General features: G+C 72.5%; 20 protein-coding genes, 1 tRNA gene and 2 pseudogenes. 13 read left to right on the top strand and 10 right to left on the bottom strand.

Translation table 11 applies throughout. The features are described from left to right. Nucleotides 1-19 precede the first annotated feature (19 nt). Together AB0D08_RS12410 and AB0D08_RS12405 are read right to left on the bottom strand one after the other, a co-directional pair. A complete protein-coding gene (locus AB0D08_RS12410) occupies nucleotides 20-667 on the bottom strand; it encodes a dihydrofolate reductase family protein (protein ID WP_033824482.1) in 648 nt (215 codons plus the stop codon). 236 nt (nucleotides 668-903) lie between these two features. After that, nucleotides 904-1851 (bottom strand): NADP-dependent oxidoreductase, encoded by a 948-nt coding sequence (locus AB0D08_RS12405; RefSeq protein WP_359888226.1) that lies wholly within the window; start codon nucleotides 1849-1851, stop codon nucleotides 904-906. A gap of 70 nt (nucleotides 1852-1921) precedes the next feature. Between AB0D08_RS12405 and AB0D08_RS12400 the strand changes: the two genes are divergently transcribed. Further along, on the top strand, nucleotides 1922-2497 hold the full coding sequence (locus AB0D08_RS12400) for a helix-turn-helix domain-containing protein (RefSeq protein WP_359888224.1): 576 nt from the start codon (nucleotides 1922-1924) through the stop codon (nucleotides 2495-2497). An 81-nt stretch (nucleotides 2498-2578) separates the two neighbouring features. Here AB0D08_RS12400 and AB0D08_RS12395 read toward each other — a convergent pair whose 3' ends face one another. Then, nucleotides 2579-2944, bottom strand: coding sequence for a carboxymuconolactone decarboxylase family protein (locus AB0D08_RS12395; protein ID WP_359888223.1), 366 nt, complete (start codon nucleotides 2942-2944; stop codon nucleotides 2579-2581). A gap of 142 nt (nucleotides 2945-3086) precedes the next feature. On the opposite strand from AB0D08_RS12395, the gene AB0D08_RS12390 reads away from it, so the two are divergent. Next, nucleotides 3087-3968: a LysR substrate-binding domain-containing protein gene (locus AB0D08_RS12390; RefSeq protein WP_033824520.1), complete on the top strand. Its 882-nt coding sequence runs from the start codon at nucleotides 3087-3089 to the stop codon at nucleotides 3966-3968. 150 nt (nucleotides 3969-4118) lie between these two features. Further along, nucleotides 4119-4535, top strand: a complete 417-nt coding sequence (locus AB0D08_RS12385) for a hypothetical protein (protein WP_359888221.1) — start codon at nucleotides 4119-4121, stop codon at nucleotides 4533-4535. A gap of 78 nt (nucleotides 4536-4613) precedes the next feature. Here the strand turns inward: AB0D08_RS12385 and AB0D08_RS12380 are convergent, their stop codons facing one another. Continuing rightward, nucleotides 4614-5099, bottom strand: coding sequence for a hypothetical protein (locus tag AB0D08_RS12380; protein WP_033824522.1), 486 nt, complete (start codon nucleotides 5097-5099; stop codon nucleotides 4614-4616). Between the two features lie 180 nt (nucleotides 5100-5279). On the opposite strand from AB0D08_RS12380, the gene AB0D08_RS12375 reads away from it, so the two are divergent. After that, nucleotides 5280-5567 carry a DUF1905 domain-containing protein gene (locus AB0D08_RS12375; protein ID WP_033824484.1) on the top strand — a complete coding sequence of 96 codons (288 nt, stop codon included), beginning with the start codon at nucleotides 5280-5282 and terminating at the stop codon, nucleotides 5565-5567. A 67-nt stretch (nucleotides 5568-5634) separates the two neighbouring features. Beyond that, nucleotides 5635-6183 carry a hypothetical protein gene (locus AB0D08_RS12370; RefSeq protein ID WP_359888218.1) on the top strand — a complete coding sequence of 183 codons (549 nt, stop codon included), beginning with the start codon at nucleotides 5635-5637 and terminating at the stop codon, nucleotides 6181-6183. 233 nt (nucleotides 6184-6416) lie between these two features. Here AB0D08_RS12370 and AB0D08_RS12365 read toward each other — a convergent pair whose 3' ends face one another. Both AB0D08_RS12365 and AB0D08_RS12360 read right to left on the bottom strand, forming a co-directional pair. Then, the gene (locus tag AB0D08_RS12365) at nucleotides 6417-11204 is read right to left on the bottom strand and encodes a tetratricopeptide repeat protein (protein WP_359888215.1); all 4788 of its coding nucleotides are present in this window, start codon (nucleotides 11202-11204) and stop codon (nucleotides 6417-6419) included. A gap of 1 nt (nucleotide 11205) precedes the next feature. Further along, a complete protein-coding gene (locus tag AB0D08_RS12360; RefSeq protein WP_051814010.1) occupies nucleotides 11206-11601 on the bottom strand; it encodes a trypco2 family protein in 396 nt (131 codons plus the stop codon). Between the two features lie 220 nt (nucleotides 11602-11821). On the opposite strand from AB0D08_RS12360, the pseudogene AB0D08_RS12355 reads away from it, so the two are divergent. Next, nucleotides 11822-12464: pseudogene (locus AB0D08_RS12355) on the top strand (transposase); the annotation flags it as partial. 73 nt (nucleotides 12465-12537) lie between these two features. Here the strand turns inward: AB0D08_RS12355 and AB0D08_RS12350 are convergent. Beyond that, nucleotides 12538-13185 carry a peroxiredoxin-like family protein gene (locus AB0D08_RS12350; protein WP_359888212.1) on the bottom strand — a complete coding sequence of 216 codons (648 nt, stop codon included), beginning with the start codon at nucleotides 13183-13185 and terminating at the stop codon, nucleotides 12538-12540. A gap of 134 nt (nucleotides 13186-13319) precedes the next feature. On the opposite strand from AB0D08_RS12350, the gene AB0D08_RS12345 reads away from it, so the two are divergent. From AB0D08_RS12345 to AB0D08_RS12330, 4 genes and pseudogenes are all read left to right on the top strand, one after another. After that, entirely contained in the window at nucleotides 13320-13907 is a 588-nt protein-coding gene (locus AB0D08_RS12345) for a TetR/AcrR family transcriptional regulator (RefSeq protein ID WP_033824488.1), read from the top strand. A 143-nt stretch (nucleotides 13908-14050) separates the two neighbouring features. Beyond that, nucleotides 14051-14128: pseudogene (locus AB0D08_RS12340) on the top strand (IS5/IS1182 family transposase); the annotation flags it as partial. 263 nt (nucleotides 14129-14391) lie between these two features. After that, a complete protein-coding gene (locus AB0D08_RS12335) occupies nucleotides 14392-14859 on the top strand; it encodes a hypothetical protein (RefSeq protein WP_359888209.1) in 468 nt (155 codons plus the stop codon). A 291-nt stretch (nucleotides 14860-15150) separates the two neighbouring features. Next, nucleotides 15151-15558, top strand: a complete 408-nt coding sequence (locus AB0D08_RS12330; RefSeq protein ID WP_033824490.1) for a hypothetical protein — start codon at nucleotides 15151-15153, stop codon at nucleotides 15556-15558. 178 nt (nucleotides 15559-15736) lie between these two features. On the opposite strand, the gene AB0D08_RS12325 is transcribed toward AB0D08_RS12330, so the two are convergent. After that, a tRNA-OTHER gene (locus tag AB0D08_RS12325) sits at nucleotides 15737-15833 on the bottom strand. A gap of 178 nt (nucleotides 15834-16011) precedes the next feature. Then, nucleotides 16012-16470: a carboxymuconolactone decarboxylase family protein gene (locus tag AB0D08_RS12320; RefSeq protein WP_359888235.1), complete on the bottom strand. Its 459-nt coding sequence runs from the start codon at nucleotides 16468-16470 to the stop codon at nucleotides 16012-16014. A 230-nt stretch (nucleotides 16471-16700) separates the two neighbouring features. On the opposite strand from AB0D08_RS12320, the gene AB0D08_RS12315 reads away from it, so the two are divergent. Continuing rightward, entirely contained in the window at nucleotides 16701-17156 is a 456-nt protein-coding gene (locus AB0D08_RS12315) for a MarR family transcriptional regulator (RefSeq protein WP_359888206.1), read from the top strand. Between the two features lie 211 nt (nucleotides 17157-17367). On the opposite strand, the gene AB0D08_RS12310 is transcribed toward AB0D08_RS12315, so the two are convergent. Beyond that, nucleotides 17368-18237, bottom strand: a complete 870-nt coding sequence (locus tag AB0D08_RS12310; protein ID WP_359888203.1) for an NAD(P)H-binding protein — start codon at nucleotides 18235-18237, stop codon at nucleotides 17368-17370. Nucleotides 18238-18322: 85 nt separating this feature from the next. Between AB0D08_RS12310 and AB0D08_RS12305 the strand changes: the two genes are divergently transcribed. After that, nucleotides 18323-18736, top strand: a complete 414-nt coding sequence (locus AB0D08_RS12305; protein WP_359888200.1) for a helix-turn-helix domain-containing protein — start codon at nucleotides 18323-18325, stop codon at nucleotides 18734-18736. Nucleotides 18737-18870: 134 nt separating this feature from the next. Next, the gene (locus tag AB0D08_RS12300) at nucleotides 18871-19491 is read left to right on the top strand and encodes a hypothetical protein (RefSeq protein ID WP_359888197.1); all 621 of its coding nucleotides are present in this window, start codon (nucleotides 18871-18873) and stop codon (nucleotides 19489-19491) included. Nucleotides 19492-19600: the final 109 nt, after the last annotated feature.

The raw sequence follows: 19600 nt of genomic DNA, 5'->3' as shown, positions 1-19600 counted from the left end.
CGGCCACGGGCCGCGGGCGCTACGGCCTGGTGAAGGTGAGGTGGGTGACCCCGCTGGGGGTGGTGACGGACTCCACCTCGAAGCGGTCCTCGAGCCCTTCGAGGCCGTCGTCCCAGAGCCGCTCGCCGCGGCCCAGGACGATCGGCACGATGACCAGGTGCAGGTGGTCGATCAGGTCAGCGGCGAGGAACTGGCGGATCGTCGACGGTCCGCCGCCGATCCGCACGTCCAGGCCGCCCGCCGCCTCGCGGGCCCGGCGCAGCGCCTCCTGGGGGGTGGCGTCGAGGAAGTGGAAAGTCGTGCCGCCCTCCATCTCGACCGAGGGCCGCGGGTGATGGGTCAGCACGAACACCGGGGTGTGGAAGGGCGGGTTCGGGCCCCACCAGCCGGTCCACTCGTGGTCCTCCCACGGGCCGCGCTGCGGGCCGAACTTGTTCCGGCCCATGATCTCCGCGCCGATCCCGTCGCCCCAGGTCCCGGCGAGGGCATCGTCGGCGCCGGTCGCGCCGCCGTCCTTGCCCTGCATCGCGCGGAAGGTCCGGGTCCCGAAGAACCACTCGGTCAGCCGTCCGCCAGCGTGCCCGAACGGCGTGTCCAGGCTCTGCCCCTCACCGGTGCCGTAGCCGTCGAGGGAGACGGAGAAGTTGTGGACCCGGACACGCGACACGATGTGACCTCCTGCTTTGTCACCGTCTGCCGCCGCCGGCGCGTCGGCCCGGCCATCATAGGGCGGGGGTCGGACAGTCCCGGTGTCCTGGCGGCGCTCGGGCGGTCGTGTCCGCGGTGGGTGCTGCCGGGCCGGGCCGCGACGACACCGACAGGCCGAAACCGGATCCCCGCGGGGGTGCCGCCGTCGCCCCGACGGACCGGGCCGGGAGCGCCCCGGCTCCGCCCGGCACCGCTTCACCGCCCGCTGATGACGGTCCGTTCGGCGTCGGGCACCGGGTGGGCGTCCGCCCGGACGGTCAGGACCCGGCGCCCCCGGGTGTGGCCGGCCCGGCTGTCGGTGTGCGCCGCCGCTGCCTCGGCGAGCGGGTACGACTTCTCCACCGGGATGTGGAGCCTGCCCCGGGAGATGAGGTCGACGGCCTCGGCGAGCGCGTTCGGCACGCTCCCGGCCACGCCGGAGAACCGGACGCCCAGCTGCGGCGCTCCGAGGTCGGCGATGGAGACCACCTTGCGCGGGTCCCCGGTCAACCCGACGAGTTCGCGGATCACGCCCGAACCGGCCAGATCGAGGGCCGCGTCGACCCGGCCCAGGTGCCGCACCCGTTCGACCCAGCCTTCGCCGTAGGTCGTGGCGAGGGCGCCCAGGTGGCGCAGGTAGTCCTGGTTCGCGGCCCCGGCCGTGCCGATCACCGTGATGCCGCCTTCGCGGGCGATCTGCAGCACCGCCGACCCGACGCCGCCGGCCGCGCCGCTGACCAGCAGCGTCTGCCCGGGCCGCACGCCGACCTCGCGGATGACGCGCAGCGCGGTCTCCACCACGGACGGGTACCCGGCCGCCTCCTCGAAGGTCAGTCCCCCGGGCATCCGGGCCCAGGCCGAGAGCACGGCGAATTCGGCGTAGGTGTCGGTGCCTTCGCCGAACACGCGGTCGCCGATCTCGACCCCCTCGACGCCCTCGCCGATCTCGTCGACCACCCCGGCGGCGTCCTGCCCGACCCCGGCGGGCAGTTCGACCGGGTGGGCGCCCAGCACCTGCCCCTCACGGATCCTCCAGTCGACGGGGTTGACCCCCGCAGCCCGTACGGCAATTCGTATCCGGCCGGGGCCCGCGTGGGGCTCCTCGGCGTCGATCAGGCGCAGGACCTCGGGACCGCCGAACTCGGCGTAGCTGATTTTCCTCATGCGGCCGACAGTAACCCTAACGGTTAGGATTTCACAACGGTTAGGGATTCATAACTGATAGTGTCACGGTATGACCGAGCCACCCGGACGCCGCGAGCGCAAGAAGGCCGAGACCCGTCGGAAGATCGCCGACACCGCTCTGCGGCTCTTCCTGGAGCACGGGTACGACGCCGTGGGCATCCGCGAGGTGGCCGCCGAGGCCGACGTGGCCGTCACCACCGTCTTCGCCCACTTCGCCTCGAAGGAGGCCCTGGTGTTCGAACGTGACCAGGACTTCGAGCAGCGCCTCACCCGGGCGGTGACCGACCGGCCTTCGCACGACCCGCTCGTCCCGGCGCTGCACCGCGAGGTCCGGGCCCTGGTGCGGCACTGCACGGCGGAGGGCAGCGCCCCCGTCCGGCGCATGATCGAGGGATCGTCCGCCCTGCGGGAGTACGAGGAGTCGATGGGCCTGCGCCACGCGCAGACACTGGCGGCAGCGCTGGCCGCCGATCCCCGCCTGGCCCGGAGTGCGACGGCCTGCCGGGCGACCGCGCGGTTCACCATCGACGCCTACGCACTGGCCTGCCGGGCGGACGATCCCGGGGCCACGGTGGACGAGGTCTTCCGGATGATCGAAGCCGCCTGGGAAGCCACCGTGCCCTGAGCCGGGGTCGGCGGCGGGCGGCAGCCGGCTCGCGGCGCCCGTCCCGCCTCCGGCCCCGCGCACGACCGGCCGGACGGTACCTCAGGGCGCCGCTGCGGCCGCGCCGTGCGCCTGGTACAGCTTCATCGCCTGGAGGCCGTGCGCGAGTGAGCCGCCCGCGCGGACCGCGGCCGCCACGAAGACCACCTCCGCGAGCTCCCGCTCGGTGACACCGTGCCGGCGCGCCTGGGCGGTGTGGACGTCCAGGCAGTAGGAGCACTGCGTGGTGAGCGCGACGGCGATCGACAGCAGTTCGCGGATCCGGCGCGGCAGCGCGCCGTCCCCGCGGTCCACCGCCTGCTGGAAGGCCCGCCAGGCGGCGAACTCCTCGGGCGCCAGGGCGCCGACCTCGCGGGCCCGGCCCAGGTCCGCGGGGTCGGAGTAGGGGTGGTGGTGGTCGTGCGACACGTGCACTCCAAGGGGATCGGGTTCCACCCGGCCGTCGGCTGCTCCGGTCGGCGGGCTCGGTGGGATCAGCTCACCAGCACGGGCCCGGGCCGGTCCAAGACCGTTTCGCTGGGGTCGAGAGCGTCCCGATATGGTGCCCGGCGTGGACCACCGCCGCCTGCGCTACTTCGTCGCCGTCGCCGAGGAGCAGCACTTCGGCCGCGCCGCGGCGCGCCTGCACATGTCCCAGCCGCCGCTGAGCCAGCGGATCCGTGAGCTGGAGGACGAACTGGGCTGCCTGCTGTTCGAGCGCTCGGCGCGCGGTGTGCGGCTGACCGAGGCCGGTTCGGTGCTGCTGGTGGAGGCCAGGCGGCTGCTGGCGGCGGCGGAGCTCGCCGGGGAACGGGTCCGGCAGGCCGGGCGGCGGCGTACGGTCGTGGTGGGCGCCGTCGCGGGTGCGGGGCTGGACTTCGGTCCGCGGATCGTCGCCGCGTTCCGGCGCACGCATCCGGACACCGAGGTGCGGCTGAGCGAGAGCGGGATCGACGACCCGACGGCCGGTCTGCGCTCCGGCCGGGTCGACCTCGCGCTGACCAGACTGCCCTTCGACACCACGGGACTGACCATCCGTCAGCTCGCCGAGGAGCCGCTGGTGGCCGCCCTCGCGGCGGACGACCCGCTGGCGACCCGCAGTACCGTCACCGTCGGGGACCTGCACGGCCGTTCCTGGATCCGCCTGCCCGAGGAGGCCGACCGCGCCTGGCGCGCCTACTGGTCGGCCGGGGCCGGCGCCACCACGCCCGGCCCGGTGGTCCGTTCCGTCGCGGAGTGCCTGCACGCCGTGCTCTGGCAAGGCGCCGTCGGCATCCTGCCCGCCGCCGCCACCCACCGCCACCGCACCGACGGCATCGCGTTCGTCCCACTGACCGGCCACCCCCCGAGCCGCATCGTCCTCGCCTGGCCCTCCGCCCACCCCGACCCGGTCGTCCTCGCCTTCGCCCGAGCCGCCACCACGGCGGCGGAGCAGGGACCCGCGTCACCGTAGCCGGTGGCGCACCGGGCTGCTGCGCCGGCCGGCAACGACTTTCGACGCATCAGGGCGTATCAGGGCGTATCAGAGAGCCAAACCGTCGCGCTGATGCTCCGCGCTGCCCGGTAGCCTCTGGGTCCGTTCGGACTGTTTGGGGGCCAGAAGGTGAGTGTCGAGCAGGTTCATGGCGTGATCGAGCTCCCGGAAGGGTCCTGGTGGGACTGGGACGTGGTCGCCTGGGACCGTGGTCAGTTCCGGCTCGCAGCCGATCACGACCTGACCTATCACCACGCGCTGGAACTGGTGTTCACGGCACCGGCGTTCGTCAGCTGCGCGGCGAGTTTTCAGGATCCGCGATTTCGCGCACCCACGTCCGAGGAAGTGGCGACGGTCACCGATCGGCTTGGTGACACTCCGCCCGTGCTCGTTGCCTTCGAAGCGGACGCGGGCGGAGCGGAGCCGGTCTCGTGCCTGATCGCCGCAGATCGCCTGGACATCGTGCAGGAGACCGTTTTGCGGTACTGGCGGGAGGACGTGGCTCCTGACCAGCGGTTCGCTCCGTGGGTGCGGCCGGGTAGGTAGCGGCGTCGAGTCGGGCGGCCCGCCGACCCCGACTCGTCCTGTGCGCTCGGGAGAGCAGGCCCCGACCGGTCGAAGCGTTCAGCTCAGCCGTGGGCCCGCCAGGAGCACCACGCGGTCGGCAGCGGGATCGAACCCGAGCACCGGGTTCCCGTAGTCGCCCTCGGCCGTCATGGCCACCGGCTTGTCCAGCCTGCGGCCCACGGCGGCGAGGAAGCCGCACAGGACGTCCACTCCTGCCTGGCCCTGCAACTCGCGCAGGTCGACATCGAAGTCGATCTCGTCGGCAGACATCGGACGGAAGATCACCAGCACATCCGGGACCGGACGGACGCGCAGATTGACCGTCTCGGCACTCGCCGCACGCGACAACACCTCGGTCGCGGGAGGCAGCGGGCCGGCGACGCAGCCCTCCAAGTACTCCCACGCCCAGCCGCTCGACCGGACCAGATCGAACACCGCCTGCCAGTCCTCGACCGACGTGCTTGCGACGCACACATCCGGCAGAGAACCCATCAGGTCGGGGTCGAAGAAGTTCCTCACGTCGTCCCACAGCAGATCCGGCATCCCGCCATGCTGTCGGTCCACGCCGCCCGCCCGCAGCCCGGTTTTCTCGCCGAACCCCACGGTGGCACCCGCGCGAGCGGGGGCGCCGGGTCAGCCGCCGTTCCTGTCCCGGCCGAAGGCTCCGCAGGTAGGGTGGGCGAGGTTCGGGCGCCTCCTTGATGATCGGACTCGCTGACCGCCATGGATCTCACCTTCACCGGCCGCGTGTTCGAGTGGCGTGGGCCTTCGCCGTACTACTTCGTCGCCGTGCCGCAGGAGCAGTCCGCGGAGATCCGGGAAGTGGCGTCGATGGCCAGCTACGGCTGGGGCGTCATCCCCGTCGACGCCCGGATCGGCGGGACCGCCTTCGCCACGTCGCTGTTCCCGAAGGACGGCGGCTATCTGCTCCCGGTCAAGAACGCCGTGCGCAAGCCGCTGGGTCTCGCGACCGACGACGAGGTGTCCGTGCAGCTGACCGTCCGTCTGTAGGCCTTGCCGCCCGGGGGCGGCCCCGCGGGTCCGCGGCCGAGCCGGACGATCGCTAGGCTCTGCCCCCATGACCACCACCGACACGCCGGCCAAGCACCGCTTCCTCGTCCTGCACGACTACGGCATGGGCGGCAGCTGGTGGTGGGTCCGCGCGCGGTCCGTCCGGGAGATCCTCGAGACCTTCGCCTGGACCGAGGTCGTCAGCGACCCCGAGACGGTGGCCCGGTTCGAGGAGGACGACCTGGACGACGTCGACATCGACGCGCCGCAGATGCCGCCGGGCCTGGACGGTCTGCGCGCCGAGCGCGATGCGCAGCGCGGGCGCCCGGGGTTCGGCGCGCTCGCGGACCGGGACGTCGTCCACCTGCGGCGCCGCTGGGACGAGGACGACGAGGCCTCGGTGCTCTGCCTGATGGAGGTGGGGACCGACGGCCGCCGCAGCCGCCAGGTGGAGCTGAACGAGGACGGGACCGGCGTGCGCAGCGGTCCCGACGACTGGCCGTTCAACCCCCCGGTCGTCGACCTCTTCGACCCGGTGGTGGCCGGCTGGCTGATCAGTGCGCAGGAGTTCGAGGAGCAGTGGGCGCGGGCCCGGGCCCTGGACCCGGATCTCTAGTGCTGCTCCGCGGAGGTCGTGGATGGGTGTTGATCAGAAGGCTGATCCGCTGGAGTAGGGGTCGCCTGCACAGTAGAGGTCTTCCTCCGGGAGCCTACGGACAGCCCATCGGGCGGGTGAAGTGCGAGGCTCCGCGTTGGCGGTGCATCCGCAGTTGGAGTGAAGCGACACCGCCCCGGGTCCCTGGGCGTGAGAAAGCACGGGGCGGTGTGCCGTCGTGGGCTGGTGGGGCGTCAGGCTCGGTCCGTGTTGGAGGGCCGCGGGGGATGCCCCCGTTCGCCCAGTACCGCTGTCAGTTCCGCCCGCGCGTTTGCCGTGTCCGGGTGTGCCTGCCCCAGAATCCGGGTCCGGCCCTCCACGACGGACGTCAACAGGCTGATGGCCTCGTTGGTGCGTCCGGCCTGCCGGTACGAGGAGCCGAGGTTGTGGCCGGCGGTGAAGGTCTGGGGGTGGTCCGGGCCCAAGGCCAGGTCGCAGACAGCCAGGGCCTGCTCCCCGACGGCGATGGCCTCGTCGAGGCGCCCGACGAGCCGGTAGGACACCCCGAGGCCGCTCTGGGCGGTGAGGGTCTGGGGGTGGTGGGGGCCCAGGATCCGGTTCCGGGCGGCCAGGACCTGCTCTCCGACGGCGACGGCCTCCTGGAGACGCCCGGCGAGGCGGTAGAAGGGAGCGAGGTTGCCGTGGGAGAGCAGGGTGTCCGGGTGCTGTGGGCCCAGGACTTGGCGGCGGATGGCCAGGACCTGTTCTCCGATGGCGATGGCCTCGTCGTTGCGGCCCGCGCTGTGGTAGGAGAGGGACAGATCGCTGAGGGCTGTCAGTGTGTCCGGGTGCTGTGGGCCCAGGATCCGTACCTTGTCGGCGAGGACCTGCTCCTCCAATGCGGTGGCTTCGTCGAAGCGCCCCGTTTCCCAGTAGCAGCTGGCGAGGCTGCCACGTGCGGAGAGGGTGTCGGGGTGGTCGGGGCCGAGGATCCGCGCACGGTCGGCCGCCACGCGTTCCAGCAGCTGGGTGGCGTCGGCGGTGCGCCCGGCCTGTCGGTAGAACGCGGCGAGGTTGCCGCGGGCGGTGAGGGTGCTGGGGTGGTCCGGGCCGAGGAGCCGTGTCTTGTCGGCGAGGACCTCCTCCCCGGAGTCCACGGCGTCGCCGAGACGTCCGGCCTGGTGGTAGGCCGTGGCGAGGTTGCCGCGGGCGGTGAGGGTGCTGGGGTGGTCGGAGCCGAGAAGCTGCTCTTTGTCAGCGAGGACCTCCTCCCCGACGTCCACGGCATCGTCGAGACGTCCGGCTTGGTGGTAGGCCGTGGCGAGGTTGCCGCGGGCGGTGAGGGTGTCGGGGTGGTGGGGGCCCAGGACGCGTGCGTGGTCGGCCGCCACCCGTTCCAGCAGCGTGACGGCGTCGGCGGTGAGTCCGGCCTCCTGGCGGGCGAGGGCGAGATTGCCGCGGACGGTGAGGGTCTCGGGGTGGTCAGGGCCGAGGAGCCGCGTCTTGTCGGCGAGGACCTCTTCCCCGAGGCGGACTGCCTCGGCGGTGCGTCCGGCTTCCTGGTAGACCATGGCGAGGTTGCTCCGCACCGTGAGGGTGACGGGGTGGTGCGCGCGCAGGACTCGTTCGCTGTGGGCCGCCACACGTTCCAGCAGCGTGACGGCGTCGGCGGTGAGTCCGGCCTCCTGGCGGGCGAGGGCGAGGTCACCGCGGGTGGTGAGGGTGTCGGGATGGTCGGAGCCCAGGACGCGCGTGCGGTCGACCGCCACACGTTCCAGCAGCGTGACGGCCTGGGCGGTGTCTCCTGCCTGCAGGAGACAGACGGCGAGTTCAGCACGGACGCCGATGGTTTCGGGATGCTCGGCCCCCCGGGCGCGGACGCTCTCGGCGGCAAGCCGTTCGAGCAGAGCGAGGGCCTCCCCGGTCCGTCCGGCGCGCCGATGGCAGGCGGCGAGGACGCCGCGCGCGGCGAGCGAGTCAGGGGCCTCGGTCATCACCTGCCCCAGGAGGGAAGCGGCCTCGTCGGTGCGGCCCGTGCGCACGAGCAGGGCTGCGAGATCGATGCGGGCGGTAAGCGCCCTGGGGTGACCGGTTCCCAGGAGCCGTGCCTGGTCGGCAGCCACCTCCGTCAGGAGGGCGACGGCTTCGTCGCCGCGCCCGACCTGCCAGCAGGACGAGGCCAGGTTTCCACGGGCCGTGAGGGTATGGGGGTGGTCGGGGCCCAGGACGCGCGCGCTGTCGGCCGCCACCTCCTCCTCGAGGCGGACAGCCTCGTCCGTGCGCCCGACCTGGAAATACGAGAGGGCGAGGCCGGCCCGGGCCGTGAGGCTGTGGGGGTGATCGGGACCCAGGAGCCGTACGCGGTCGGCGAGGACCTGTTCCCTGACGGCCAGGGCCTGTTCGTTCCGTCCGGCCGCGTGGTACGAGTCCGCGAGGTTGCCGAGGGCACCGAGGGTGTCAGGATGGTCGGGACCGAGGACCCGTCGGCAGTCGGCCACCAGCTGTTCGAGCAGGGCGGTGGCGTGGGCTGTGCGCCCGGCTTCCTGGTGGCCGAGGGCGAGGTTGCCCCGTGCCGTGAGGCTGTTGGGGTGGTCCGGGCCGAGGATCCGCGCGTTGTCGGCCGCTGCCCGTTCCAGCAGTGGCATGGCGTGGCCGGTGCGCCCGGCCTGCTCGTAGCAGAGCGCCAGGATGCCTCGCGCGATGAGCGTTCGGGGATGGTCGGGCCCCAGGGCGCGCTCGTAGCCGGCAAGGACCTGCTCCCCGATGGCCACGGCACCGTCGAGGTGTCCGGCCTGCTGGTGGGCGAGGGCGAGGTTGCCCCGGGTGGCCAGGGTGTGGGGGTGGTCGGGGCCCAGGAGGCGTTCGAGGTCCGCCAGGGCCCGCTCCCCGGTGGAGACCGCGTCGTCGAAGCGTCCGGCCTGCCGGTACGCGATGGCGAGGTGGGCGCGGGCGCGGAGCGCGTCGGGATGGTCGGGGCCGAGGAGGCGCCCGCCGTCGAGGGCCAGCTGGTTCCAGTGGGCGGTGGCGGCGGCGGCCAGGCCGGCGTCGATGAGGCTGTCGCCGTAGCGGAACAGCAGATGGTGGGCGTGGGGGTCGGCACTGTCGAAGTGCCAGAGGAGTCCGCCGGCGTTCCCTTGCAGCGCTTCGGCGTTGGCCCGCAGGACGACGGCGAGCTCGCGGTTCTCGTGGTCCTCCCCGGGCCACAGGGCGAGGAGCGCGTCGGCGGCCGCACTGTGCGGGTGTTCGCCGACGGGGGTGGTGTCGAGGGTGGCGCGGGCGGTGAGCGCGTGGATTGTGACCTGCCGGTTCGGTTCCTCGGTGAGGGTGACGAGGCTGTAGTTGTGCAGGACGGCCAGGGCGTCGAGCGCGTCCACTTCCTCCACCCGCGGCATGGTGCCGCGCTCGCGCCCCACCGCTCCGGCGCGGGCGCGGGCAAGGTGCTCCAGAACCGGCACGGTCGCCCACAGGGCCTCGGGATGGCCGGCGGGGTCGAGGAGCGAGGCCAGCACCAGCGCGTGCACGGTGATCGGATCCTCCTGCCGGACCGCGTCGAGGGACAGCAGGAGGGCCACAGCAACGGACAGTTGGTAGCCGTCGACGCCATCGCGCCCCGGTAGGACCTCCTCCAAGGACCGGCCTCGCTCACGGAACGACTGGAGGTACTGGCTGCTGCTGCGCCGCCGCTGGATCATGTAGGCGGCCGCATAGGCGAGCGCCAGCGGCAGGTGCCCGAGCGCCTCGGCGAGGTCGGCGCTCCCGGCGTCCAGCAAGTGGGAGCAGCGGGCGGCTTCGAGGCGCTCATGCAGGTAGGAGGCAGACTCGCAAGCCGAGTAGACGCCGACGTCCACCAGTGCGCGCCCGGCGTCGCTGGCCTCGGCCCCCCGCAGCCGGCTGGTGGCGATCACCCGTCCGCGCCCTCCGCGGCTCGTGGCGGGCCACAGGTCGCCGAGGGTCTGGTCGGTGATGTTGTCGAGGACGACCAGCCAGGATCTCTCGGTGGTGGCGAGCCAGGCCAGGAACGCGGCCGCGTCCTGCTCGACGGTCTCCGGCTGTCCGCCGACCCCGGGCACCCGCACCTTCACCGCGGTGCGTGCGTACGCCTCCAGCACACCGGCCGGCCGCGTGGCGTCCACCCACATCACCAGGTCGGTGCCCTCGTCGATGGCCCGGCGGGCGTAGTGCGCCGCGAGCTGGGTCTTGCCGACCCCGCCCTGGCCGGCCAGAACCTGGGACAGGACGACGGTGCCGGACCTCTCCCGCGCTTCGTCGATGACCTCGCACACCGCGGTCCGCGGTTGGAAGGCACTGGGTTCGGGCGGGAGCCTGCCCTCCAGGACCGGCCAGTGGACCGGGCCCTTCCTGGCTTCGACCGACTCCAGGTCGGGCAGGATCCGGCGGTCACCGTGCCGTGACAGGAGGTCGGCGAACCGCGGGATCCCGAACAAGGGGTGGACCGGCTGGGCGTGCAGGCGGCGCTGCCCGAGTGCCGGGTCGGCCTCGGTGACGACACCGACCAGCCGTCCCTCGCAGAAGACGGCGCTGCCCGAAACCCCCGCCCACGGCGACGCGCCGTTGCGTCCCCTCCGGTGCTCGGGCCAGATCGGGGTGTCCAGGACCCATCCCCCGCCGGTCCTGGAGGTACCGGCCGGGGGCAGGTCGCCCCGAAGGTGCTCCACCTGCGGTTCCCCGCCGTCGTCGGCGAACGACGGGAAGCCCAGGCCCTCGTACGACAGCAGGGCGGCCCCGGCCGGGCGGCCCCACCGCACGGGCGGGGAACCGCCCACGTCGACGGGCTCGTCCAGCCACAGCAGCGCCACGTCCACCGTGTCGGGAACGTGGTCGCGGGAGGTGGGCCAGCAGACGCGGACGCCGCGCCGGTGCAGCTCCGTGCTCAGGACCGGGTGCCCGACACGCACGCTCAACCACTCCTCCAGGGCGCGCACGACGTGGCGGCTCGTCAGGACCAGCCGGGGCCCGATCAGGTAGCCGGTGCCGTTCGGTGCGTCCCCGACGCGGATCAGTACCAGCCTCTTCGGGTCCACGTCACTCGTCCCAGGGCTCGGGCGGCAGCAGCTCGGACGGCTGAGCGCCGTAGGCGGGGCCCGGCGTCCCGGTGTACGCGCCGGGGACCGGGGCACCGCGCTCGACCTGGAAGCGCGCCCCGGGGCCGACGGCCCCGTCCAGAACGTTCAGGGTGAGGGTGAGCCGCTCCCGCCGGACGGCCCCGCGCGCCCCACCAGCCTCGGCCTCGCCCTTCGCGCCCAGGGCGCCGACGGACACCTTCACCTTGCCGTTGCCGTCCCGCCGGAACTCGACCTCCAGCTCCAGTTCCGCCTTCTCCACCTCGAACCTCAGCTGCTGCCCCGCGCCGTCGGTCTGCGCCTGGTACAACTCCGACCGCAACTGCCACAGCGCTTCACTGAGACTGATCTCGTCCATCCGTGCCGTCCCCACCCATCCGTACCCGCGCCACACCGTGGTGATCGCGGTGCACAACCGATCCAGCCCGCCCACGACAGCCCCAACAGACCAACTGCTCAAGGGAGAAGAGCCCACCGGACCGTCGACGCGTACCAGTCTGCTGGCGGACGGGGGCGCTCGTCCCGGGAACGGCCAACTGTCCACCCCCGTCGGTCCGGCGGCGCCGGCCCTGGCACACCTGGAGAACTCCACCACTGTCCGAGCCCATCGTGATGCCGCCGGGATGCACCTGGACCCCGACGCCTTGGCTGCCTTGAAGAAAGCCGCCGAGGAGGCGGAGACGGCCCGGCAGAGAGGGTGGCCCGCCGGAACAAGACGGGCAAGGCGGCTCGGGCGACCGGGAGCGGCAAGAGCGGCGGCGCATCCGACGCTGATGCGAGCTCCGCCTGAGGGCCGCCCTGCTCGGACGTTCCAGAGGCGGGCGGACCAGCAAGGTCCGCATCGTCGGCGAGCGCGAGTGCCGCCCGCTGGCGTTCGTCCTGACCGAGGGGCAGGCCGCCGACAGCCTGCAGTTCATCCCCGTGCTGAAGAAGGTCCGGGTCCGCGGGCCAATCGGCCGTTCCCGAACCCGGCCCGATGCCGTGGCCGGAGACAAGGCCTACTCGTCCCGCGGCAACCGCAACCACCTGCGCAAACGCCACATCAAGGCCGTCATCCCGGAGAAGAAGGACCAGAGCTCCGTTCGCAAGAAGAAGGGCAGCGAGGGCGGCGGGCCCGTCAGCCACGACGCCGAGCTCTACAAGGACCGGAACACCGTCGAGCGCCTGATCAACAAGCTGAAGGCCTGGCGAGGCATCGCCAGCCGAAATGACAGGACCCCGATCCGGATCAAGACCTCACCAGAACCACCTCTTGATCACGGCCAGATAGGCGCCCCGGCCGCGGCCTCGCCCCTCAGTCGAGCGCGTCCAAGGCGGCCAGGATGTCAGCGGGCTCGGCGCGCAGGGTGTAGTCGGTCTGGACGAAGGCCCAGCGGATGGTGCCGGTGCGGTCGATGACGAAGGTCGCGGGCAGCGGCAGCGTACGGGAGTGGCCGGCGTTGACGCGCTTCAGGTCGAAGCCCAACTGGTCGTAGAGGGTGCCCAGTTCGTCGGAGAGGTCGAAGGCGATGCCGAACCGTGCCGCGACCTCGGAGCCGATGTCGCTGAGCACGTCGAAGGCCAGCCGCTCCTTCTCGGCCAGGGTCAGGGACTCGTCGGGGATCTGCGGGGAGACGGCCACCAGACGGGCACCACGGCTGGTGATCGCGTCGTGCTGCTCCTGGAGGGTGCGCAGCGCGAGGTTGCAGAAGGGGCACCAGGCACCACGGTAGAAGGTCAGCACGACCGGCCCGTCGGCCAGCAGCCCGTCCAGCGCGACGCGCTGCCCGGTGGCCGCAGGCAGCGTGAACCGCGGAGCCGGGGCGCCCACGCCGAGCGCGCGCTGCGCCAGGCCGGAGGCGGCGAGCTCGCGCCCGTTGCGGTCCATGACCTCGATGGCCTCCGCCGGGAGAAACTGACTCCGGTTCTCGTGCACGCCGCGCAGCTGGTCGTGAAGGCTCACAGGGGTCGCCCTTTCTCGGGGGTGGGATCTGGATCGCCGAACTTGAACCGGTCGTTCCAGGATGATGGACTGTCAGATCTGCCGTCAAGGGCTATCTTGGAACAACCATTTCAAGTACCCGGGAGCCGTCCGCCATGCCCGACATCAAGCACTTCGACCCGGAGCTGGCGCTCGAGCGCGCCGAGCGACTGTTCTGGCAGCACGGCGCGGCCGAGGCCTCGATCCAGGACGTCGTCGCCGCGACCGGGCTGAACCGCTCCAGCCTCTACGCCACCTTCGGCGGCAAGCAGCAGCTCTACCACGCCGCGCTGCGCCGCTACCTGCGACACCGCGCACAGCCGGCCTTCCGTCAACTCGCCGACGACGGCCGGGGCCTGCCCGCCGTGCGGGACTTCTTCGGCGGGCTGATCGCGGTCCGGTGCTCGGGCGAGCACGCGGGCTGGGGCTGCATGGTCGTCAACGCCCATCTGGGCACCGAACACCACGACCCGGAGGTTCGGGCACTGCTCGACGACCACCACCGCCAACTCCGCGACGCGCTGCACACCGCCCTCGACGTCGCCCGCCGCGACGGCCAGCTGTCCCCGCACCTGGCCACCGGCGCCGCCGCCGAAACCCTCGCCCTGCTCGCCTACGGCGTCAACCTCCGCTCCCGCAACGGCGCCGACGCGGACAGCCTGCTGCAGACCGTCACCGACACCCTCGCCCTGTTCGGGGCCTGACGGGCGACACCACCGCCGGATCGCACCTCGTCCCGCTCCTCGGCATCGTGGAGCTTCCGCCGCCCGGCGCAGCCCCACGGCCGGGCCACACGGAAGTGCCGGGCGCAGGCGGGACTCCGCTCAGGGACTCGGCCACCCGATCAGAGCGGAACACCGTCGAGCGCCTGATCAGCAAGCTGAAGGCCTGGCGAGGTATCGCCGCCCGATATGACAAGACACCCTGATCGGCTTTCGCAACACCCTGCCAGGAGGCGGTGTCGGAGCGGCGCCATAGGGTCCGGTGGCATGACGACAGAGCTGATGACATACGCGGGTCCGGTCGAGGCCGATGCCCTGGTGACGCGTACCGGAGGGATCCCACTGGCACCGGCGGGGGCGATGTGGCCCAGGTGTGCGACGTGCGGCGGGCCGATGCAGTTCCTGGCCCAGATCCTGCTGGACGGCCCGGGACGGCCGGTCGTCGAGCGTCGGGGTCGCCCGTGTCATGGCGCTGTTCATGTGCCAGAACGATCCCGGATCGTGCGAGGAGTGGAGCCCGACGGCTGGCGGCAACCGTGCCCTGCTCCACCCCGCCGCGGGTCTGCAGCCGATGGCTGCACCCGAACTCGACGCAGAAGACGGTGAGTTCGACGAGGAAGTCCTCCGGTTGGGGGCCGTGAACGGCGTGGCACTGGTGCCCTGGCCGACCGCCGACTACTTCGCTGCCCGCCGGGAGTGGGCGGACCGCACCGGAGACGGCACGCGGCAGATCCTCGGCCAACTCGGCGGCCGTCCCGCGTGGTTGCAGTACGACGAGACGCCGACCTGCGCGGGCTGCGCGGAGTCGATGGCGCTGGTCGCCCAGCTCGAAGAGGGTCCGTGTGCCTCCACCGCCATGAACTTCGGCAGCGGAAAGGCGTTCGCCTTCGCCTGCGGGCCCTGTGACCGGGCCGTCTTCCTCTGGCAGTGCTGAGCGCCCCTCCCGGCCGCGCACAAAATCGAACACATGCACCTGACAGATGGGGCGGCGGGGCGAAATCCGGCATCCGCCCCGATTGCCAAGGAGTCGCCTTCTCCCCTTGAAACAAGCCAAGTTGGCTTGATCGAACCCCCGAGAATCCGTATCACCACCGCGCTACACCGGCGAGACGGCCGCGATACTTCGTTCGAACACTATGGCAATGCGTGATCGCGGCCGACCCGCTTCGCGGACCGGCCAAAAGCACCGCGTAACCGTTCCTGTCTGATGAGTTGGAGTGGAATCGTGAAGCAGATCTTCAAGCGCACTGCCACCGGCGCCGGTGTCCTGGCGCTCGCTGCCGCCGGCGTGACGATGATGCCGTCGGTGGCCAACGCCGCGTCCTACAACGGCGCGTGCGGCTCGAGCTACGGTGTGATCGACGCCCAGTCCCTGCCGGGCCTGGGTACCGTCTACCTGACCTACAGCAGCTCCACCGGCAAGAACTGTGTGGTCACCGTCCGCGACAACCCGGGTGCCAAGCTCCCGATGGCGGCGAAGGTCTCCCTCGCCGGCGCCCCGTGGACGGCCGACTCGGGCAACTACGGCACCTACGCCGGCCCCGTGTACGTGAGCGCGGCGCACTCCTGCGTCGACTGGGGCGGCGAGATCAACGGCGTCTACGCGTACGAGTACAACTCGCACTGCGGCTGACCCACACCCGGCGCCTCCCTTCTCCCCCCTCCCGAGGGGGAGACGGGAGGCGCCGTCCGTTTCCGACCCCGGAGGGACGGGCCACCGGACTGTGGCCCGCAGCGGTGGACCCGCTCACGGCCCGGGGGGGGTGAGGCCGGAACACGGTCGCACTGCGGCGGCCACGGCCACCCTGGCGCGGAGAGGGCAGGATTCGAACCTGCGTGGGCGCCCGAAGGCACCCGATCCGGGCCCGAAGGCCCTGGTCCCCGATCAACCACTCCGGGCACCTCTCCCTGTTCACGGCCTCCGGTGACCCTCACCATCCGGAGGCCGTTCACGTGCCTTACGATGCACCGGCCCGCTGACCCCGTCCTGACCACCCGCTGACCACTCCGCGACCGGGCGACAGGCCCGAACCCCGCAACCCTCGGCGCGGGTTGCGGGGTTCGGGGCCGGCCGTGGGGTGCGGCGTCAGGTCCACTGCTCCGAGAGGCCGACGCCCGGGACCGGCTTGCCGATCAGGGCGAGCGGGACGAAGAAGTTCACCTGGCCGATCGCGAGGGCCAGCGTCGCCAGTGCCTTCGGCTCGTAGCAGGCGGCCGCCCGCGCGTACAGCTCGTCCGGCACCCGCTCACCGTACGGACCGGCGGTCAGTACCGCCTCCGCCAGGGCCAGCGCCACCCGCTCGGCCTCGGTGAAGTACGGCGCTCCCTGCCACGTCGCCACCGCGTCGATCCGCTCCGCGCTCTCGCCCGCCTTGCGCAGCAGACCGGAGTGCATCGCCGTCAGGTACGTCGACCCGACGATCTGCCCCGCCCGCAGCTGCACCAGCCCGATCGTCGTCCGCGGCACCGACCGGTTCCCGACCGCCCGGTACAGCGAGGCACCCACCTCCTTCAGCTCCGGGACCAGCTCCGACGGGTCCGACATCCTCGAGGCCAGCACGCCGGTCCCGGTGCCATCAGCGGCGGTGTCGCTCACGGTTGTGGTGGTGGTGTTCATCGCGGTCTCCATCATCAGTGGGGTGTGGTGCCTGCACCCCTACGACGGATCCCGCACCCGGGATGTGACACCGGTGCCGGACGACCCGACGGCGAAGCCGGAACGACAGACCGCCGCCGGACCGCAGAAGCGTGCGCAGAGCACGCTAGCCTTGGTCCATGACGACCACGACCGGACAGGACATCGCCGACGCGCTGGGGCTGCTCCTGCGGCGGAGCACCCGCGCCCGCCTCTACGCCCATCTCACCGAGGGGCTGGGCGAGGCGGTCGACGAACTCACCTACCCCATCCTCAGCGGGCTGGCCAGGACCGGCCCGTGCAGCGCCGCCGACCTCGGCCGCGAGGTCGGGCTGGACCGGACGACCGTGACCCGGCGCGCCGACCGGCTGGAACGGGCCGCCCTGCTCCAGCGCCAGCCGGACCCCGCCGACGGCCGCGCCACGCTGCTCGCCCTCACCCCGGAGGGCCTCACCACCATCTCGGCCACCAGGCAACGGCTGGCGGCCAGCATCGAGGAATCCCTCGCCTCCTGGCCCCAGGACGAGGCCCGCACCTTCGCCCTCCATCTGCGCCGCTTCGTCGAGCAGGGCCCCTTCACCGCCGACCCCCGCTGACGGACGGCCGGCCCACGGCGACGACGACGGCTGAACTGCCGCGACCGAGGTGACGCCACGTCAAGGGATTCGATGTTCCCGGCGTGGCCACGAGAACGCGTTCCGCCGTGGGCGATAGGTTGGCGGCCCGGGTCCTTCCGGGCAGGGGTCCCTGACAGGTCCGGCACGGAAGGGCCCGGTCCCTCACGCCCCCGTTGACTACCCGCCCGAGCTACCGGGTGAGCGCCGCGATGACGTCGAGCGCCGGACGGGGCGCCCGGCCGAGCAGGTGGCGCAGGTCGGTGCCGGTGCGGTCCAGGAAGCCTGCGGCGATGGCGGAGTACGTGCCCACCAGCATCGGCACCTGGAACGGGTCGACGCCGAAGGCGGTCAGCCGGCGGCGGGCCTCGGCGAGCGTCTCGGGCTCGTAGCTCACGTGCGGGCCGCGGGCTGCCGCCAGGTCCGCGCCGCCGATGGCCTGCTCGCCGACGAGTTCGTACGTCCGTCCCGCGTGGTCCTCCACCCGCAGGACCACCCGGGCCGCGGCCTCCGCGAGGTCCGCGCGGGCGACGGCGGCCAGGCGCCCCTCCCCCAGCGGGACGGTCAGCCTGCCGTCCGCGTCGGGAGCGGCGAGCCCGCCCAGCCGTTCCGCGTACAGGCCGTTGCGCAGGATCGTCCACTGCGCCGTTCCCTCGCGCAGCCGGCGCTCGGTCCAGCGGTGCGCGAGGGCGTAGGGCAGGTGGTCGCCGTCCGCGCTCAGGCTGGTGTAGACGATGTGCCGTACGCCCGCCTTCTCGGCCGCGTCGACAGCCGCACCGTGGCGGGCGATGACGGTGTCGTCCTCGCCGTAGCCGGCGGAGATGAGCAGCAGCACGTCGACGCCCGCGAAGCCTTCGGTGAGGGTGTCGGGAGCGTCGAAGTCGATGCGCCGCACGGGCAGCGGCACCCGGACCCGCTCGGGGTCACGGGTGCCGAGCACGATCTCGGCGGATGCATCGGCGGAGCTTGCGGACGGGACTTGGGGACGGTCTTCGGCGCCGGCAGCCAGCCGCTCGGCGATCAGGGTGCCCAGGGCGCCGGTGGCGCCGGTGATGAGGATCATCGGTATCTCCCACAGGGGTAGGTTCTCTTCGGTAACCGTGATCATCCTGCGGCCCGGCCGCCGCACCGCGTAAGGAGGCACTTCCATGTCAGCGGGGCACACGGAGGTAACCACCAGGCCCGTCGTCAGCTGCGGCGACGAGCACGAGGACTGCGGCATCCGCGACGTCCTCGACCGCATCGGCGACAAGTGGTCGGTCCTGGTGGTCGTCGAACTGGCGCAGGGCATGCGCCGCTTCCGCCAACTGCAGCGCGCCGTTCCGGGCATCTCGCAGCGGATGCTGACGCTGACCGTGCGGCGGCTGGAACGTGACGGGCTGCTCACCAGGACCGTCCACCCGACCGTCCCGCCGCAGGTCGAGTACGCCCTGACCCCGATGGGCCACAGCCTGACCCACCTGGTGCGGGCCCTCGCCGACTGGTCGTCCGAGCACCGCGGCGCCATCGCCGCCGCCCGCCGGGAGTGGGACGAGCTGAACCCCGACTCGGGCATCCACTGACCGTCCGGCGCAGCGCACCCGCACCCGGTTCTCCGTTCGCCCGCGGATCGCCAACTCACCTCGCTGCAGCGGCAGTACGGCGTAGCCTCTGAGGTCAGGGAACGGCGTGGCCGGGTAGCGGTGTGGGGACGGGTGTGGACGTGGCGCAGCGCGAGGGCGGGCGGCAGGACGGCAGCGGGCAGCAGCTCGGGTACTGGCGGGTGGCGGACGGCGTGACCGTGCCGGTGCCGTACGCGGAGGCGGTGGCGGCGTGGCGGGCCGCGGCGTACCCGCTGCTGGTGGAGGTGGCCGGGAGCTACCGTGCGGTCATCACCTACGGCGAGCTGGGCAGGGCCGTGCAGGACGCCTCGGGGATCCGTACCCGTGCTCTGCTGCAGAACTGGATCGGCCGGGTGCTCGGCGGGGGCGTCGTCGAGGCGCACCGGCGCGGTGATCCGCCGCTGACGGCGTTGGTGGTGCACGCCGACGACGGCATGGTCGGCGAGGGCTACCGCGAGGTGCTCCAGGTGGCGGGGCTTCCGGCCGCCGCCGGGGAGCACGATCGCGAGGTGCACGCCGCCGGTTCCCGCCTGGCCTGCTACCGGAAGTACTGCGCTTCGCTGCCCGCGGGTGGCGGAAGTCCGGCGCTCGCGCCCCGCTACCAGGATGTCGTCTCCCGGCGGCGCGCGGCCGCCGCGGCCGAGCGGAAGGCTCCGGTCTGCCCCACCTGTTCGATCGAGCTCCCGAGCGCCGGGATCTGCGACACCTGCGGCTGAACCCGACCGGCCGGACCCGGATCTCGAAGCCCCGCCTGTCGGCCTTGTAGAGGCACAGGCGGTCGAGCAGCAGGGTGACCTTGCTGGCGGCGAGCCGTTCCCAATCGAA

Origin of the sequence: Kitasatospora sp. NPDC048540 (assembly GCF_040651175.1) — a bacterium.
Lineage (GTDB): Bacteria > Actinomycetota > Actinomycetes > Streptomycetales > Streptomycetaceae > Kitasatospora.
This window is presented reverse-complemented; position numbering and strand designations above follow the sequence as displayed.

What these genes read in the sequence shown, in the direction of transcription:
- AB0D08_RS12375 (WP_033824484.1), top strand. Translation starts at nt 5,280, where the DNA reads ATGGATCTCACCTTCACCGGCCGCGTGTTCGAGTGGCGTGGGCCTTCG.
- AB0D08_RS12305 (WP_359888200.1), top strand. Translation starts at nt 18,323, where the DNA reads ATGTCAGCGGGGCACACGGAGGTAACCACCAGGCCCGTCGTCAGCTGC.
- AB0D08_RS12310 (WP_359888203.1), bottom strand. Translation starts at nt 18,237, where the DNA reads ATGATCCTCATCACCGGCGCCACCGGCGCCCTGGGCACCCTGATCGCC.
- AB0D08_RS12320 (WP_359888235.1), bottom strand. Translation starts at nt 16,470, where the DNA reads ATGTCGGACCCGTCGGAGCTGGTCCCGGAGCTGAAGGAGGTGGGTGCC.
- AB0D08_RS12315 (WP_359888206.1), top strand. Translation starts at nt 16,701, where the DNA reads ATGACGACCACGACCGGACAGGACATCGCCGACGCGCTGGGGCTGCTC.
- AB0D08_RS12400 (WP_359888224.1), top strand. Translation starts at nt 1,922, where the DNA reads ATGACCGAGCCACCCGGACGCCGCGAGCGCAAGAAGGCCGAGACCCGT.
- AB0D08_RS12360 (WP_051814010.1), bottom strand. Translation starts at nt 11,601, where the DNA reads ATGGACGAGATCAGTCTCAGTGAAGCGCTGTGGCAGTTGCGGTCGGAG.
- AB0D08_RS12345 (WP_033824488.1), top strand. Translation starts at nt 13,320, where the DNA reads ATGCCCGACATCAAGCACTTCGACCCGGAGCTGGCGCTCGAGCGCGCC.
- AB0D08_RS12405 (WP_359888226.1), bottom strand. Translation starts at nt 1,851, where the DNA reads ATGAGGAAAATCAGCTACGCCGAGTTCGGCGGTCCCGAGGTCCTGCGC.
- AB0D08_RS12335 (WP_359888209.1), top strand. Translation starts at nt 14,392, where the DNA reads ATGGCGCTGTTCATGTGCCAGAACGATCCCGGATCGTGCGAGGAGTGG.
- AB0D08_RS12380 (WP_033824522.1), bottom strand. Translation starts at nt 5,099, where the DNA reads ATGCCGGATCTGCTGTGGGACGACGTGAGGAACTTCTTCGACCCCGAC.
- AB0D08_RS12370 (WP_359888218.1), top strand. Translation starts at nt 5,635, where the DNA reads ATGACCACCACCGACACGCCGGCCAAGCACCGCTTCCTCGTCCTGCAC.